Here is a 15,117-nt window from a genome sequence, read left to right as displayed (position 1 = left end):
AATATACAGATGATATTATAACAATTGTAAAAAAAGTCAATTGTTTTATTGCTTTTGTTTATAAAACAAAACCTCTTTTTTTTTATTATATTTATAATATAATAAAAATTATTTGACGAAATATATATTATATTATTTATTGGGTTATTAATGAAGAAAAGAATATTATTATTTTTTATTATAATTACTTGTATCAGTTCATGTTATGATATAGCTTATGTTGGTATTTCTGATAGGTATATGGGCAGATTTAGAAGCAGAGAACCAATTTTTGGTGATGGATATGATAAATATTTATACCTTGATATAAAAAGCGGCGGATTAATTATTTATTTTGGTGGATATGGAGATACTAATATGGATATGGTCCCTGGATATGATAGAATTAATTTTATTAATTTTATAGGCGATGGTAATGTTTATAATTTTTCTAATAATGATTATGTTGGTAAATTAGTTTTTCGTTCTGATAATCAAGTTGAAGTTACAATAAAAGGTCAGGGTATTTTTAATCTTGAGAATATAGTTTGTGATAAATTCGATTAAATTATACTGCATAATACCGATAATATAGAAAATATATGGAGAGTAATTATTATTATGAAAAAAATATTGTTAATAATGCTATCAATTATGTTTGTTGTTTTATCTTGTAAATCAGCAGCAAATCCTCTAGATTCAAAGCGTACTGGTAAATTTGTTAGTGAAAAAACAGTTTCTGCTGATTCTTATTTAGTAGTTGAAGTTACATCTGACGGCGGATTTAAATTATATTATTCATCAGATACTATAGGTAATCCTATAACAGATGGAACAGTAAATACAGTTACAGGCAATGATATGAGAGGTAAAGACCCTAATTATAATTTTCAAACAGGTGTAATGGCTGGTTCTTTACAATTTATTTCAGATAATCTATTAAAAATGACAGTAACTTTTAATGATGGCTCTGCTTTTTTCAAAGATGTTTTATGTTATAAAAAGTGATATATTTTATATTTCTTGAAAACTTCATTTTTTTTTACTATACTTAATAATATAAATTAAGTGTAAAATAATTTGGAGTTTTTTTATGAGATCATATAATACAGTAGCTTTAATTTTAGGAGGAGGCAGAGGTACAAGACTCTATCCTCTTGTTAAGGATCGTTCTAAACCTGCGGTATCATTAGGCGGTCATTATAGAATGATTGATATACCTGTTTCTAACTGTATAAATAGCGGTCTTAGAAATATTTATGTTATTACTCAATTCAATAGTGCTTCTTTAAATAACCATATTTATAATGCTTATAGATTCGATAACTTCTCTGGGGGACATGTTAGTATATTGGCAGCAGAACAAACTGACACTAATATAGATTGGTATCAAGGTACTGCTGATGCTGTGAGAAAAAATCTTGCTCACTTTGACAATGACTATGTTAATAATGTTTTGATACTTTCTGGAGACCAGGTTTATCGTATGGATTATAATGTTATGGTAAGACATATGCTTGAAACTGGTGCTGATATAGTTGTTGGAACTGTTCCTGTAGTGCGTGAAGATGCTAAAGGTTTTGGGGTAATGCTTGTAAACAAAAGAGGACAAATTACTAACTTCCAAGAAAAGCCTAAAGAAGATGATGTATTAAATTCTTTAAAGTTGAGTGATGAACAAAAAAAGATGTTTGAAATAGAAGACCCTAAAAAAGAATATTTAGCTTCTATGGGTATATATGTATTTAGAAGAAATGTTTTAAAAGAACTTCTTAGCGATGTTTCTATGATAGATTTTGGTAAAGATATTATTCCTGAAGCTATCAAAAAATATAAAGTATTTAGTTATGCTTTCCAAGGCTATTGGGAAGATGTAGGTACTATTAAAGCTTATTTTGATGCTAATATATCTTTTGGAAGCAAGAATCCTCCTTTTGATTTTTATGATGAAGATGCTCCTATATATACTCATGTGCGTTATTTGTCTCCTTCAAAAGTTGAAAAAGCTACTATTACTTCAAGTATCATTGCTGATGGTTGTAGAATAGAAAATGCTACTATTAAAGAGTCAGTAATTGGTCTTCGTTCAGTTATACAGAGCGGTTCTACTTTAGAAAAGGTTATTATGATGGGTAGCGACTTCTATGAAACTAGTGAAGATATAGAGAGATTAAATGTTAAGCATTTGCCTAAAGTTGGTATAGGTAAAAAATGTACGCTTAAAAATGTTATCATAGATAAGAATGTTAGAATAGGTAATGATGTTATTATTACTAATAAAAAGAAAATACAGCATCAAGATAGTGATTTCTACTGTATTAGAGATGGTATAGTAATTATTCCTAAAAACACTATTGTAAAAAGTGGTACAGTAATATAATTTCTTAATTAGGCATTGGGTTTTTTACTCAATGCCTTTTTTATAAAAATAAATTCTATTAAAATAATTTTTAAAATCATTTTAACTCTATTGATTTTTTTAATTTATAAAGTTATTATATATTATGTTTATAAAATTATATTATATGATTATGTTAAGATGAAAATAAAATTTGTTCCTATCGTTTTTTTATTATACATTAGTATTATATATGCAGATATAAATACTCTTTTTAATATAGGCATGGATGATGTTGTAATAAACACAAACAATAAACATCAACTTTATTTTGAGCAGAGTTTTGCTGGCGGATACAATTTTATAAAATTTAATGCAGAAACCAAATTGTATTATAGAACATCAATTTATAATGATGATAGAACAAATAAAATATTTCAAAATACTAAACTTGATTTGGGTATAGAAAATAATTTTTCATTATCATCAGATATGATTGGATTATTTGCAGATATTCGACCATTGTCTTTTTTCGGTATAAGAGTTAATGCTTATTTTAATTATATATATAATATTATGAATTTTGGATATGCTGGATTTGATAATAACAATGTAGATTATTCATATGGTTCTTTACTTGGAATGTCAAAAACAGATGCTATAGGTGTAGTTGCTGGGGTAACACCTTATTTCTTATATAAACTGCCATATGTGATTTTTATTAATAGTACTAGCTTTAATTATGTTTTTGCTGGGGATAAAAACTATTATTATGATTCAAGAACTGCTATACTTCATAAAAAAAGTGAATTTGAAATTATGAATGATTTTTTTATACTTGCTAATATATCCCCGTTTTATATAGGTGCTTCTTATGCTTTAACTTATCTTGTAAACTCAAATATACTAACGCATAAATTAGCTATAGTTGGTTTTATTAGTTTTAAATTTTTACAAAACAGATTGTCGCTAGATATATTAGCTTCTTCTGGTTTGCATGTAAAGCTGCCTTATTATAACAGCAGTACTTTTATAGAGGCAAAAGCATCTTTAGTTTATAAAATTTTATAGAGTGTAGGTTTTTATGTCAAAAAGGAAATTATTACCTGATAAATATTTAGTTATTATATACATAGCATTGCTTGCTGCCGGATTAGTTGCCATATATGGAGCACAGACTATTCATGAACCAAATGAACCTTATTTTTATAATCATCTTAAACTATTATTAATGATGTTAGTGGTTAATTTTATAATATTAATAGTTCCAGATTTTTTTGATGCTATAGATAGGTTTATGCCTGCAATATTAATAGGTACTTTACTACTTCTTATAGCAGTTTTAATATTTGGTATATCCGTAGAAGGCAGTTATGCTAAAAGATGGTTATCTATTTTTGGAGTTTTTACAATTCAGCCTTCAGAAATAGCAAAAATAACATTGGTTTTATATTTATCTAGTGTACTTGCCAATAAAGGAGATAAGCTTAAACATGTTAGTAATGGTTTAATTCCTCCGCTAATTATATTAATGCTTATATGTTTGCTCATAATGTTTGAACCAGATTCTGGTACAGCATTATTATTTGCTTTAGTTGGTTTTTCTATGTTTTTTTACGGCGGCATTCCATTAAGATATTTAATTGTTACTGGTATTTTACTTGGAGTTATATTTATAATATTTATAATAAATACTCCATATATGAAAGCAAGAGTAACTTCGTATCTAACACCTCATACACAATCACAAGAAGAGATGTATCAAATTAATAGGGCTAAATTAGCTTTTAATTATGGAGGGATTGCTGGAATACCTGATGAAGATATTAGAGAAGTCAGCACTCATTTACCAGCAGCTTTGACTGATTTTATTTTTGCTTCTATTGCTCAGAGACATGGATTTATAGGGGATATTATTTTGTTACTCCTATTTTTTTCTTTTACTATTAGAGGATTTATAATTTCATCTGGAATAAAAGACTTGTTTCTAAAAAATATATCTTTTGGTATCAATATATTTATTAGTGCACAAGCATATTTAAATATGATGGTAGCAACTTTAATGCTTCCTACAACTGGTATGCCTTTACCATTTATAAGTTATGGTAGAAATGCTTTAGTTGTTAATATGATAATGTTTGCTATTTTATTAAAAATAACTCAAAGGAGAGAAGAATGAATGTAATTTTATCTGGCGGCGGTACAGCTGGTCATATAACACCTGCAATTTCTATATATGACCATTTAAAAAAACTTGGACATAACCCTAGACTTGTGGTGGCAGCTAGAGATTATAATTTAATACCACCTCATTATGATTATAATTATTTAGAGATAAACTCTCCTGGAAATTTATTAAAAAATATTGCTTTTTTACTTAAGTTTATACCATCAATGATAAAAGCTAATAATATAATCAAAAAACATAAACCTGAGTGTATTATAGGAATGGGCGGATTTGTTTCTATGCCTATGCTGTATGTGGCTAAATTAAAAAAAATACCTATATTTTTATGCGAACAAAACTCTATACCAGGAAAAGTTAATAAAATATTTTATAAACATGCTAAAGGAGCTTATCTTACTTTTTCTAAGACTTTGCAATATATGCCTAAAGGAAAAGTAATGGGAAACCCTGTTAGAGATGATTTCTTTATTGTAAATAGAAAATCTTCTAGAATTATCATGAAATTAAAAGATGATGATAAATTGCTTGTTGTAATGGGAGGCTCTCAGGGGGCATTAAAATTAAATAATATATTTTTAGATTGCATAAAAAATGTGAAAGAGAATGTAAAAAATCTTCACATAGTATGGCTTGCCGGTCCTAAATGGGGTTCTGAAATAATAGCAAAAGTTAATGATAAAAAAATAACAGATGTAACAGTTCATAGTTATTATAAAGACATGGCTACTTTGCTTCATGCTGCTGATTTTGTAGTATCTAGGGCTGGAAGCAGTTCTATTAGTGAGATATTGGCTGTTAATGTGCCTTCTCTTTTAGTGCCTTTCCCTTATGCTACGGATAATCATCAATATTATAATGCTTTGGAATTGGTGAACAAAGATATGGCTTATTTAATGAATGAGGCGGATCTTGATTCTAAGCAATTGGGAGAGATTATAATAAAAAATTTAAATAATCAAGATAGGCTTAATGTGATGAGAGAGAATATTAGGAAGAATTATACTTCAAGAGCGGTTACTGCTATTGTTAATGATATTCTTAGTATTATGGACAATATTAAAAGAAAATAAAAAACTAAATAAAAGGAGATTAAAATATATGATTATAGTAACAGGCGGTGCTGGATTTATTGGCTCTAATATAGTTAGAGGTTTAAATAATTTAGGTATAAGTGATATACTAATAGTTGATAATTTAAAAAATGCTTCAAAACATAAAAATTTAAATAGGGTTGTTTTTGGAGATTATATAGATAAAGAAGATTTTGATGTTTATTCTTTTGTTGAAAATAATAAAGTAGATGCTATATTTCATCAGGGAGCTTGTTCTGATACAATGGAGACTGATGGAAAATATATGATGAAAAACAATTATGAATATAGTCAGCATATTTTGCATGCTTGTTTAGAAAATAAAGTAAGATTCTTTTATGCTTCAAGTGCTTCTGTTTATGGAAATGGGGAGAATGGATTTGCTGAAGATGAGAAGAATGAGTATCCGCTTAATGTTTATGCTTTTTCTAAATATCAATTTGACAGGTATGTTAATATTTTATTTAGGAATAAAAAAATTAATAGTCAGGTTGTGGGGTTAAGATATTTTAATGTATATGGTCCGCAGGAGAATCATAAGGGTAGAATGGCTTCAGTTGCTTTTCATTTATTTAATCAGATTAAAGCTGGTGAGAAAATGAAAATCTTTGAGGGAAGTGAGAATTTTTTAAGGGATTTTATACATGTTGATGATGTTGTAAGTGTAAACAATTTCTTTTTTGAAAATGAAAATATTTCTGGTATATTTAACTGCGGAACTGGTAAGGCTGAGAGTTTTGTGGAGATTGCTAAGGCTTTAAAAGAGATGTACTCTTCTTCTGAAATTGAGTATATTCCTTTCCCTGATGCTCTTAAAGGAAAATACCAAAAATACACTCAGGCAGATTTAACTAATTTGAAAAAAGTTGGATATACTAAAGAGTTTATGAATGTAAATACTGGCGTAAAAAAATATGCCAAAGTGCTTGAAGAGAGCAGCGGATATTTAATGTAATTTAAGTATATATTCTTTTTAAGTTTATAGCATATACTATGATAATTATGCTTAAAACAAAAAACATAAAAGATAATATAAAATTTTTTATAGATGGAAGCATAACTTCTCTATTATTTATTTTATCATAGTATATTGTTATAAGTTTTTTATTTGTAAAAGTATTGTCGCTTAGCATATTGCTTATTGTAATTTTTTTATCATCATAAATAAAGCTATAAACTAAATATGGATATTTTCTTTTTATAAGTCCATATTCATAATAATTTGACTCTTCAATATTCGCTTGAACTTTTATGATGTCTCCTTTTTTATATTTTATTATATTGCTGATATTAATATAATTCATTACAATAAAACAAAATAAGAATAATGAAGCCATTATTAATAGTATAATTTTATATTTAATTATTTTTTTATTCATTTACTCTTTTCTTTCTAAATATTGCTATTATAGAAATTACAATAAACAAAGCCCAAGAAACTATTGTAATATAAGCATATTTCATTGTAGGAGTAAATTCAAATACAATATTATTATCTCCAGCTTCAACATATACACCTCTAAATAACAAATTAGCTTTAAGCAATTCTTTTTTCTCTCCATTAATGCTTACACTCCAATCAGGACTATATCTCTCTTTTAAAACCAATACTCCGGCATCAGGAGTTTGAACATTAAATACTATTTTATTGTTGCTATACTCAAGCATTTCTACTTTGTTTATAGAGTTGCTCACACTCAAAACTATATTTTTAGCATTATCTGTTATAATAGCCTCTTTTGATAAATTAAAATTAGGTATCTTCATTCTTCCAAGACCGTCATTAAAATCTTTTGCATTATATACGCTATTGACAAACTCATATTTATTTCTATACCCATTAAGTTCGTATAATACAGCAGCAGAGAAAGAATCCTGATACTCTGTTATTTTAGTGATATCATTTGCAATTACGGAACTGTCTAAATATGTAGGGCTTAATATATATCTTACTCCAAGCAAATCCATTAATCTAGGTTCATATCCTACATAATCATTAATTCTAAATGCTGAGAACATATCTGTTATTTCTTTGCTTAATCTGCTTGCTGCGGGTGGTTCTGTTAATGGAATATTGTAATATGGCATTGTATGTGTTGTATATCTATATAGATAAGGAATTAGTATTGGCATTGTAGTTTCATTGCCTTCTTGTTTTAATATATGCTCTGTGATAGGGGTTCCTTCATACATTTTATCTATATTTGATTTTACTATAAATATATTTGCTGTTTGCATTAAGTCTAAAAATAGTATAGCCATAAAAGCGTATGGTAAATATTTATAATATAAATTTTCTTTGTTTGCTATTATGATATATAAAAAAGTTATTATTGTGCCTATTATTAATATGCTTATTTTGCCTGTATCATAAACTGAAAGTAAAATAAATATTATTAAAGGAGCTACTAATAAATATTTATCTTTTAATGTTATCTCTTTTAAAGAAATAGAATTAATCATTAAAAGAGTTGTTACAGATGATATTAGAGTGAGTCTTATAAAAGACATTGATATATTTTTTGCTATTAATGCAGATTTGTCTTGCCAGTCAGTGAGGAATGCATTTTGTATAAAGCCGTTTAATAGTATAGTGATAACAGCAAATACAACAGACAAAATTAATACAGCATACATTATTTTTTGTGCTATACTTACTCCTCTATATTCATCTTCTAAATATTTAAGAAGTTTATCCTCTTTTTTTGCTTCTATTGCTTTGAATATATAATCTGCTGCAAATGCTGAAAGTATTGCAAATGGTATAGGTATAATTTCTATAAATTTATTAGGGTTTCTTGCATCTCTAAATATCGGTATTTGAAACAATGCTCCGTATATAATAGGCAAATATCTTCCAAAGCTTGCTATCAAAAAGAATAAAGCAGTACCTATCCAAAAATATTTTTCACTGTATTTTTTCTTACTTATAAATAAAGCGAATATTATAAATAAAAATGTTATATATCCAATGTTTACAGCGGTGAGAGAGAAGTTTGAAGTTTTTGGCTCTCCGTTCATATTAGCTATTCTTCCCCAATAAGGGTGAGTTTCACTTCCAGAATAATACCCAAAAAGACCAGGTACAAAAAATCCTAATACTTCTTCAGGCGGATAAGACCATCTTGTAGCCCAATTCCATAAGTCTTGTTTGTTTTCTACTCCAGCAGCTCCCATATCTTGCGTGTTTTTTGTAACCATTATAACTTGTATAGACATTAAAAAAGAAAATACTGCAACTAATGCAAACTTTATACACAACAATATTATTTTTTTAATGTTAGTTTTTATATAGTCAATTAATTTAAGATTGTTTTTTTTGTCTGTATAATAAATATAAAAAATAACAAGAGAGAAACAAAGCAAAATACATTGCTACATCTAAAGCTCCTCCCAAAAAAGCAATGCCTAAAAAAGCACCAGTAAAAAAGAAATATATCCATTTCTCAGTGTTCATAGCCTTTGATAAGAAATATAAAACCAAAGGAAAATAACAGTAAGTCTCGAATTTACCTAAATGCCCAGGAAGTATAAGAGTAAATATTGCATTAGAAAACATTAAAGCAATTGCCCCAAACATAGAAGCTTTTGTTGATAATTTCTTTTCTCTTAAAAATAAAAATAATCCATAACCCATTACAGCTATATGAAATATGATTGTAACTTGAGGATATATTTTGTATGGAAGAATTGTCATTAATAAAGATTTTGGGTGTATAGGCACTGTAGCAGGTGCTGATATTGTAAAATAGGCGTTATTCCAAAAATATAAATTGCCGCTTAATACAGCATCTTTAATATTTTTTATGTCCCAGAGAATAACATCTCCCATTTGAAGATAAGAAAATGTTAAATTGCTTGCAAAAAAAAGTATAGATAATATTATAAATATAATAGGATATTTTATTTCGCTTTTTACTGATTTCATAATTATGCTGCTTCCTTTTTGTATATACGATTAATAAATTAAATAATAATTAGATAAAAAATATTCGATAAGCAATGATATATAAAAGATATAGTATTGTCAAGAAGTTTTATTATATTTTTATATACATATTGATAAAACAAGTCTTTTAGTATAAAATTAAATCTATAAAATTAAATAAAATTGATTATGCATAGAAATTATTATATTTTAGTATTAACTCTAATAATATCTAATCTGCTATATTCTTTTGGCGGCAGACCTATTACAGTAGAAGAAGTGCGTCCATATTATACCGCATCAGATACTGCAAAAATAGAAATATTTGTCTATACAAATTTAAGTGATAATACTAACTATAACTATTTAACTTTGGCAATAGCAGATTCAATAGCTAATCAATTAGAATATAATAAAACAATAAGACTTCAATCATCAACCAATGTAAAATTAACTCCAGTAGATTTTGAAAGAGCTTATGAAAGAAAAGTTTTTCAATTTACAAATATTACATACACAGCAACAGACTCATCTAATAATACTGCAATTGTTACAAATTATGAATATTACTATTATACTAATTGGGGAGGTTTAAGAAGCAATGTCACTCTTATTACTCCAGAAACAAAATATTTCCAATTAAATGAAGAAGAGGAAGTTATTATAAATTATAATGGAAGCAATGTTATAGTAAAAAATACAAATGATTTTGTACAAAATATAGAGCTTGGCGGATATTTTTATGAATATACTGGAGATGATATAAAAAAAGAGGTTTTTAAAAGAGATGCAGATATTGTTATATTTGGAAGCATTGAATATAAAAGACCAAATATCAGTGTAATAACTTCTATAGCCTATGTTAAAGAGAGAAAAATAGACACTTATAGTATAGAAATATCTGAGGCAAAAATAGATGAGCAGATTCCTATTTATGCTTTAGATATAGCAAATAGAATTAGTTATGTAGATAAAACTGGTACTATTGCTATAAATGTAGAGCCTGAGGGGGCATTTGTTTATGTTGATAATGCTTTAATTGGAATGAGCGGAGATACTTTATATTTGCCAACTTTAACTACTAATGCACATAGATTTACAATTAAAAAAGATTTGTATGAAACAATAGATACTATGCTTTCTTTTGAAAAAACAAATGAAGATATAATGCTTAATTTTAGTATGGTTGAAATGACTAATACTGCCAAAGTAAAAATTAATATACCAGGCGGAGAAGATAGCTCTGTAGTTATTAATGGAATAAAGAGAAAGCCTGCAAATTTTATATATGAAGATTTTGGATTTGGTACTTATTCTATAAAGATAACAAATACTAATTATATAGACTATTATGGTACTTTTACAGTAAAAAGCACAAATTATTTAGATTTAACTCCAAAGATGAAGCCTTTTCATGAACCTACTTGGGTAGATATAGTGTTTAAAAACTATGAGAGAAATACAAAGATATTTTTAGGGCTTACTATAGCAAGTACAATTTTTTCTGTTGGTACTTATATATATGCTAATGAAATACTTGATTATACTATGATTAATTATTATGATAAATATCAAAATGCTCCAAATAGGCCTCCTGTTGATTTAACTACATATAATACTGCTTTTAATATATATATAGGCGGATTGGTGGCTACGGGTGTTTTTGCTTTAACTGCGGGAATATATTATATGCTTTGGGTTAATGAGAGTAACTTTGCTGTAGAAGAGCTTACTTTTTCCGGAGGTTATGGCGGGGCTAATGTTGCATATACTTATCGGTGGTAATTTTATATAATTTATTTGACAATATATTATTATTGATTATACTATTTATAATAATATACAATTTAGGAGATAAAACTATGATTAATATTATTTTTATAGGAGCACCTGGTTCTGGTAAAGGTACTCAATCTGAGTTAATAGAAAAAGAATATTCTATATCTCATATTTCTACAGGAGATATGTTTAGAGAGAATATTGCAAATGGTACTGAGCTTGGCAAAACAGCTAAAGGATATATGGATAAGGGAGAATTGGTTCCTGATAGTTTAGTTATAGATATGCTCTTTGATAGACTTAAAAAAGATGATTGTAAAAAAGGATTTATGCTTGACGGATATCCTAGAACTATGGAGCAGGCTAAAGAATTAGATAAATTATTAGAAAAATTAAATTATAAAATTGATGCTATTATTAATCTTAGTGTTGCTGAAAATATTATAATAAAAAGACTTTTAAATAGAGGACGCTCTGATGATAATGAAGAGACTATAAAAAACAGAATAAAAGTTTTTGAAAGTCAAAGTAAGCCTGTATTAGAATATTATAAAGATAAGGTTTATATAATAGATGTTGAAAGTCTTGAAAATGAAACACCAGAAGATATTTATAAAAAGATTAAAAAAGGTCTTGATGGTATAAAGAAATAAAAAAATAAATAATGTTTTATTATTAAATGAGTAAAAACAAGGGGATTTGATTAGCCCCTTGTTTTTTTGTATGTTTAATTATGTGAAAATAATTATATTAGGTTTTCAGGGTTTAGGCATTTAAGTTCATCTATAACAAAGACTCCATCTTTTCTAATTAATACATCATCAAAATACATCTCTCCGCCGCCATATTCTTTAGTTTGTATGCAAACCAAATCCCAGTGTATAGTAGATTTATTTCCATTAGGGGCTTCATCATAACAAGCACCAGGAGTAAAATGGAAGCTTCCCATAATCTTTTCATCAAACAAAGTATCTTTCATAGGTTTAGTTATATAAGGATTAACTCCAATAGCAAACTCACCTATATATCTAGCTCCTTCATCTGTGTCAAATATTTTATTTATTCTTTCATTATCATTTGCAGATGCATTTACTATTTTTCCATTTTTGAACTCTAATTTAATATTTTCGTAAGTAAAACCGTCGCTATATAATGAAGGTGTGTTGTATGATAAAACTCCATTAATAGAATCTCTCACAGGAGCAGTAAACACTTCGCCATCAGGTATATTCATTATTCCAGCACATTTTATAGCAGGTATATTTTTTATAGAGAATTCTAAATTAGTACCTTCTCCTGTAATTTTTACTTTATCAGTTTTATTCATAAGACTAACTAAATTATCCATAGCCTTATCCATTCTTTTGAATAATCCAAATTGCAAACCTTAAAATAAAAATCTTCAAACTCATCTGTACTCATAGAAGCTTGCTGTGCCATAGAAGAAGTAGGGTAGTTTAATACAACCCATTTTGTATTTTTTACTCTTTGATGCATATGTACAGGGTCTAAATAAAGTTTTTCATATATTTTATAATTTTCTTCTTTAATTGAAGAGTTCTCAGCATTATTGTTGCCTCCCCAAACACCAATATATGCATCCATTTTTTTCATTAGCATTAAGTCAGATTCTGCCCAAGTTTTTATCTGTTCTTCGTTACATTTTTTTAATAATTCTCTCATTATCTCTGGGTCATGATTCCAAACAAAAGGATTAGCACCTACTTTATAAACCTCTTGTATTATTGCCATTACTAGGCTTCTTTCTTCTCCCTCACCATAAACCTTTATTAAAACATTTTCTCCTTTTTTTAATCTGCATGAATAGTTTACTAGATTGTAAGCTAATTTTTCTATTCTTATATCTTTCATTTTTATTTACTCCTAATTATTAATTTATTTTGATTTAAGCATTTTATCTATAGTTTCGCCTATTATCTTCATTCCCTTATCAATATTTTCTACAGAACAGTTTGAATAACTCAATCTAAAAGTGCTTACATTTCTTTTTTTATTATAAAAAGGGTCACCCGGAGATATTGCAACATTTCTTTTTATAGTCTCATTTGCTAACTCCACAGATTTAATATTTTTTGGAAGCTCTACCCATATAAACATTCCGCCTTCAGGCTTTGTATATTTAACTTCTTTTGGGAAATATTTTTCTATAGCATTAATCATAGCATTGCACTGTTTATGATAAAGTTTTCTTATTTTTTCTATATGCTTATCAAAGTCGCTATTGTTTATATATTGAGCAATAGCCATTTGGTCTGGCATGCTAGTATGAACATCAAGTATTTGTTTATATTCTATGGCTTTTTTCATGAATTCCTTATTTTTTGAAGCAATCCAGCCAACTCTTATGCCTGGCGAAATTGTTTTTGAAAAAGAACCCATTAATATTACTTGTTCATTTAGTAAATTGAAAAATGATTCCTGATTTTCTCCTTTAAATCTTAAAGCACCATATGGATTATCTTCTATGAGTATGGTATTAGTTTTTTTTATCATATCTGCAATTATTTTTTCTTGTTTCATTATTGTAAGTTAAACCTGTTGGATTTTGGAAATTTGGAATTGTATAAAAATAATTTTGATTTATATTTTTTTAGTATGTTTTTTAATTCGTCTAAATTAATACCTTTATCATTTATTTCTACGCTATGTATTTTAGCATTATACAAATTGAAAGTTTGAATTGCTGCCAAAAAAGTAGGGGCTTCTACTATAACATTATCATTGTCATTTAGTGTAACAGCTGATATTATATCAAATCCCTGTTGTGCTCCATTAATTATTAATATATCATCTGCTTCTACATTAATATTTTCTTTGCTCTTGTATCTTTGTGCTATTATTTTTCTTAGTTCAATATATCCTTGAGTATTTGCATATTGCAATGCTGTTTTATAATGATTATCCATTACAAAAGAGTATGCTTTTTTTAATTCTTTATTAGGAAAAGAAATAGGGTTTGGCATACCTCCAGCAAAACTGATAACATTAGGAATTGAAACTGCTTTTAGCATAAAGTCAGAGAACTCTTTTTGAAAGTCCTTTTTTGCCATCATTTTAGAAATTTTAAAATTCATACATCTCTCCATTTTTATATCTTTAGAAGTTTTTTTTAAAATATTTTAGAAAAAAAACTTGCTATTTTTTTTATAATATGTTATATTATACAACATATCAAAGAAGAAAAAAAAGGGCCTGTAGCTCAGATGGCTAGAGCGTTCGACTGATAATCGAAAGGTCGGTGGTTCAATTCCTCCCAGGCCCACACGCTCAGGTTCTTTAACATACACGGGGGTTTAGCTCAGTTTGGGAGAGCGACTGCCTTGCACGCAGTAGGTCGTGGGTTCGATCCCCATAACCTCCACATCTTTTAAATAAAAAACGATTTCTTAAAAAGGCTTTTAAGAGTCGTTTTTTTATATAGGACTCATTATGAAAAAATATCTTTTTTTAATAATATTTATATTCTTTTCTTTTAATTTAGCATATACACTCACTCAAGATGAAGAGACTCTTTTAGATGCATCAATATTTGGTGATGATGATATTGTTGAGAAATTGATAGCAAAAAATATTAATCTAAATGTTCAAGATGAGGCAGGAAATACTGCATTAATATTAGCTTCTATGGAAGGGCATACAAAAGTAGTGGCATTGCTTTTAAATGCTAATGCTGATAAATATGTTTTAAATAATGACGGCAATGATGCATTATTTTATGCTAAGCAAAAAAATCATAAAAATATAATTAAGCTTTTAGAGTAATATTTCTTTATTTTAGTTAATATTTTTTAGT

At 27.4% G+C, this 15,117-nt stretch carries 15 protein-coding genes, 2 tRNA genes and 1 pseudogene; 12 read left to right on the top strand and 6 right to left on the bottom strand.

The features are described from left to right. Positions 1-150 precede the first annotated feature (150 nt). The 7 genes from BPP43_RS03090 (at position 151) to rfaD (ending at position 6,551) form a co-directional block, all read left to right on the top strand. Positions 151-546 carry a hypothetical protein gene (locus BPP43_RS03090; RefSeq protein ID WP_015274134.1) on the top strand — a complete coding sequence of 132 codons (396 nt, stop codon included), beginning with the start codon at positions 151-153 and terminating at the stop codon, positions 544-546. A 54-nt stretch (positions 547-600) separates the two neighbouring features. Beyond that, positions 601-987 (top strand): hypothetical protein, encoded by a 387-nt coding sequence (locus BPP43_RS03085; RefSeq protein WP_015274133.1) that lies wholly within the window; start codon positions 601-603, stop codon positions 985-987. A gap of 85 nt (positions 988-1,072) precedes the next feature. Then, complete coding sequence (locus tag BPP43_RS03080) at positions 1,073-2,359, top strand: glucose-1-phosphate adenylyltransferase (RefSeq protein ID WP_013245226.1); 1,287 nt, start codon at positions 1,073-1,075, stop codon at positions 2,357-2,359. A gap of 159 nt (positions 2,360-2,518) precedes the next feature. Beyond that, positions 2,519-3,388, top strand: a complete 870-nt coding sequence (locus BPP43_RS03075; RefSeq protein WP_015274132.1) for a hypothetical protein — start codon at positions 2,519-2,521, stop codon at positions 3,386-3,388. A 13-nt stretch (positions 3,389-3,401) separates the two neighbouring features. After that, positions 3,402-4,496 carry an FtsW/RodA/SpoVE family cell cycle protein gene (locus BPP43_RS03070; protein WP_013245228.1) on the top strand — a complete coding sequence of 365 codons (1,095 nt, stop codon included), beginning with the start codon at positions 3,402-3,404 and terminating at the stop codon, positions 4,494-4,496. Beyond that, positions 4,493-5,575, top strand: a complete 1,083-nt coding sequence (locus BPP43_RS03065) for a UDP-N-acetylglucosamine--N-acetylmuramyl-(pentapeptide) pyrophosphoryl-undecaprenol N-acetylglucosamine transferase (RefSeq protein ID WP_013245229.1) — start codon at positions 4,493-4,495, stop codon at positions 5,573-5,575. The genes BPP43_RS03070 and BPP43_RS03065 overlap by 4 nt, the downstream gene beginning before the upstream one ends. A 28-nt stretch (positions 5,576-5,603) precedes the next feature. Next, positions 5,604-6,551, top strand: coding sequence for an ADP-glyceromanno-heptose 6-epimerase (gene rfaD / locus BPP43_RS03060; protein WP_014935908.1), 948 nt, complete (start codon positions 5,604-5,606; stop codon positions 6,549-6,551). 1 nt (position 6,552) lies between these two features. On the opposite strand, the gene BPP43_RS03055 is transcribed toward rfaD, so the two are convergent. The 3 genes from BPP43_RS03055 to BPP43_RS11950 all read right to left on the bottom strand — a co-directional run bounded on the left by BPP43_RS03055 (position 6,553) and on the right by BPP43_RS11950 (position 9,524). Then, positions 6,553-6,975, bottom strand: coding sequence for a hypothetical protein (locus tag BPP43_RS03055; RefSeq protein ID WP_015274130.1), 423 nt, complete (start codon positions 6,973-6,975; stop codon positions 6,553-6,555). Continuing rightward, on the bottom strand, positions 6,968-8,815 hold the full coding sequence (locus BPP43_RS03050) for a YfhO family protein (RefSeq protein WP_252832383.1): 1,848 nt from the start codon (positions 8,813-8,815) through the stop codon (positions 6,968-6,970). The genes BPP43_RS03055 and BPP43_RS03050 overlap by 8 nt, the downstream gene beginning before the upstream one ends. Positions 8,816-8,900: 85 nt before the next feature. Continuing rightward, positions 8,901-9,524: a hypothetical protein gene (locus tag BPP43_RS11950; RefSeq protein WP_252832382.1), complete on the bottom strand. Its 624-nt coding sequence runs from the start codon at positions 9,522-9,524 to the stop codon at positions 8,901-8,903. Positions 9,525-9,713: 189 nt separating this feature from the next. On the opposite strand from BPP43_RS11950, the gene BPP43_RS03045 reads away from it, so the two are divergent. Together BPP43_RS03045 and BPP43_RS03040 are read left to right on the top strand one after the other, a co-directional pair. After that, complete coding sequence (locus BPP43_RS03045) at positions 9,714-11,309, top strand: hypothetical protein (protein WP_015274129.1); 1,596 nt, start codon at positions 9,714-9,716, stop codon at positions 11,307-11,309. A gap of 77 nt (positions 11,310-11,386) precedes the next feature. Then, positions 11,387-11,956, top strand: coding sequence for an adenylate kinase (locus BPP43_RS03040; RefSeq protein WP_014933148.1), 570 nt, complete (start codon positions 11,387-11,389; stop codon positions 11,954-11,956). A gap of 92 nt (positions 11,957-12,048) precedes the next feature. Here BPP43_RS03040 and BPP43_RS03035 read toward each other — a convergent pair. The 3 genes and pseudogenes from BPP43_RS03035 to BPP43_RS11940 all read right to left on the bottom strand — a co-directional run bounded on the left by BPP43_RS03035 (position 12,049) and on the right by BPP43_RS11940 (position 14,398). After that, positions 12,049-13,175: pseudogene (locus BPP43_RS03035) on the bottom strand (aminopeptidase). 24 nt (positions 13,176-13,199) lie between these two features. Then, a complete protein-coding gene (locus BPP43_RS11945; protein WP_252832381.1) occupies positions 13,200-13,844 on the bottom strand; it encodes an aminotransferase class I/II-fold pyridoxal phosphate-dependent enzyme in 645 nt (214 codons plus the stop codon). Beyond that, entirely contained in the window at positions 13,844-14,398 is a 555-nt protein-coding gene (locus tag BPP43_RS11940; protein ID WP_252832380.1) for an aminotransferase class I/II-fold pyridoxal phosphate-dependent enzyme, read from the bottom strand. The genes BPP43_RS11945 and BPP43_RS11940 overlap by 1 nt, the downstream gene beginning before the upstream one ends. A 114-nt stretch (positions 14,399-14,512) precedes the next feature. Here BPP43_RS11940 and BPP43_RS03025 point away from each other — a divergent pair. The 3 genes from BPP43_RS03025 (at position 14,513) to BPP43_RS03015 (ending at position 15,086) form a co-directional block, all read left to right on the top strand. After that, positions 14,513-14,586: transfer RNA gene (locus BPP43_RS03025), tRNA-Ile, on the top strand. Between the two features lie 25 nt (positions 14,587-14,611). Then, positions 14,612-14,685 (top strand) — tRNA-Ala (locus tag BPP43_RS03020). 68 nt (positions 14,686-14,753) lie between these two features. After that, positions 14,754-15,086, top strand: coding sequence for an ankyrin repeat domain-containing protein (locus BPP43_RS03015; protein ID WP_015274128.1), 333 nt, complete (start codon positions 14,754-14,756; stop codon positions 15,084-15,086). The last annotated feature ends 31 nt before the right edge of the window (positions 15,087-15,117 follow it).

The organism is Brachyspira pilosicoli P43/6/78 (assembly GCF_000325665.1).
Classification (GTDB): Bacteria; Spirochaetota; Brachyspiria; order Brachyspirales; family Brachyspiraceae; genus Brachyspira; species Brachyspira pilosicoli.
The sequence above is the reverse complement of the archived record's forward strand: the minus strand, read 5'-3'. Positions and strand labels throughout refer to the sequence as shown.

What these genes read in the sequence shown, in the direction of transcription:
- BPP43_RS03090 (WP_015274134.1), top strand. Translation starts at nt 151, where the DNA reads ATGAAGAAAAGAATATTATTATTTTTTATTATAATTACTTGTATCAGT.
- BPP43_RS03085 (WP_015274133.1), top strand. Translation starts at nt 601, where the DNA reads ATGAAAAAAATATTGTTAATAATGCTATCAATTATGTTTGTTGTTTTA.
- BPP43_RS03080 (WP_013245226.1), top strand. Translation starts at nt 1,073, where the DNA reads ATGAGATCATATAATACAGTAGCTTTAATTTTAGGAGGAGGCAGAGGT.
- BPP43_RS03075 (WP_015274132.1), top strand. Translation starts at nt 2,519, where the DNA reads ATGAAAATAAAATTTGTTCCTATCGTTTTTTTATTATACATTAGTATT.
- BPP43_RS03070 (WP_013245228.1), top strand. Translation starts at nt 3,402, where the DNA reads ATGTCAAAAAGGAAATTATTACCTGATAAATATTTAGTTATTATATAC.
- BPP43_RS03065 (WP_013245229.1), top strand. Translation starts at nt 4,493, where the DNA reads ATGAATGTAATTTTATCTGGCGGCGGTACAGCTGGTCATATAACACCT.
- rfaD (WP_014935908.1), top strand. Translation starts at nt 5,604, where the DNA reads ATGATTATAGTAACAGGCGGTGCTGGATTTATTGGCTCTAATATAGTT.
- BPP43_RS03055 (WP_015274130.1), bottom strand. Translation starts at nt 6,975, where the DNA reads ATGAATAAAAAAATAATTAAATATAAAATTATACTATTAATAATGGCT.
- BPP43_RS03050 (WP_252832383.1), bottom strand. Translation starts at nt 8,815, where the DNA reads ATGTCTATACAAGTTATAATGGTTACAAAAAACACGCAAGATATGGGA.
- BPP43_RS11950 (WP_252832382.1), bottom strand. Translation starts at nt 9,524, where the DNA reads ATGAAATCAGTAAAAAGCGAAATAAAATATCCTATTATATTTATAATA.
- BPP43_RS03045 (WP_015274129.1), top strand. Translation starts at nt 9,714, where the DNA reads ATGCATAGAAATTATTATATTTTAGTATTAACTCTAATAATATCTAAT.
- BPP43_RS03040 (WP_014933148.1), top strand. Translation starts at nt 11,387, where the DNA reads ATGATTAATATTATTTTTATAGGAGCACCTGGTTCTGGTAAAGGTACT.
- BPP43_RS11945 (WP_252832381.1), bottom strand. Translation starts at nt 13,844, where the DNA reads ATGAAACAAGAAAAAATAATTGCAGATATGATAAAAAAAACTAATACC.
- BPP43_RS11940 (WP_252832380.1), bottom strand. Translation starts at nt 14,398, where the DNA reads ATGAATTTTAAAATTTCTAAAATGATGGCAAAAAAGGACTTTCAAAAA.
- BPP43_RS03015 (WP_015274128.1), top strand. Translation starts at nt 14,754, where the DNA reads ATGAAAAAATATCTTTTTTTAATAATATTTATATTCTTTTCTTTTAAT.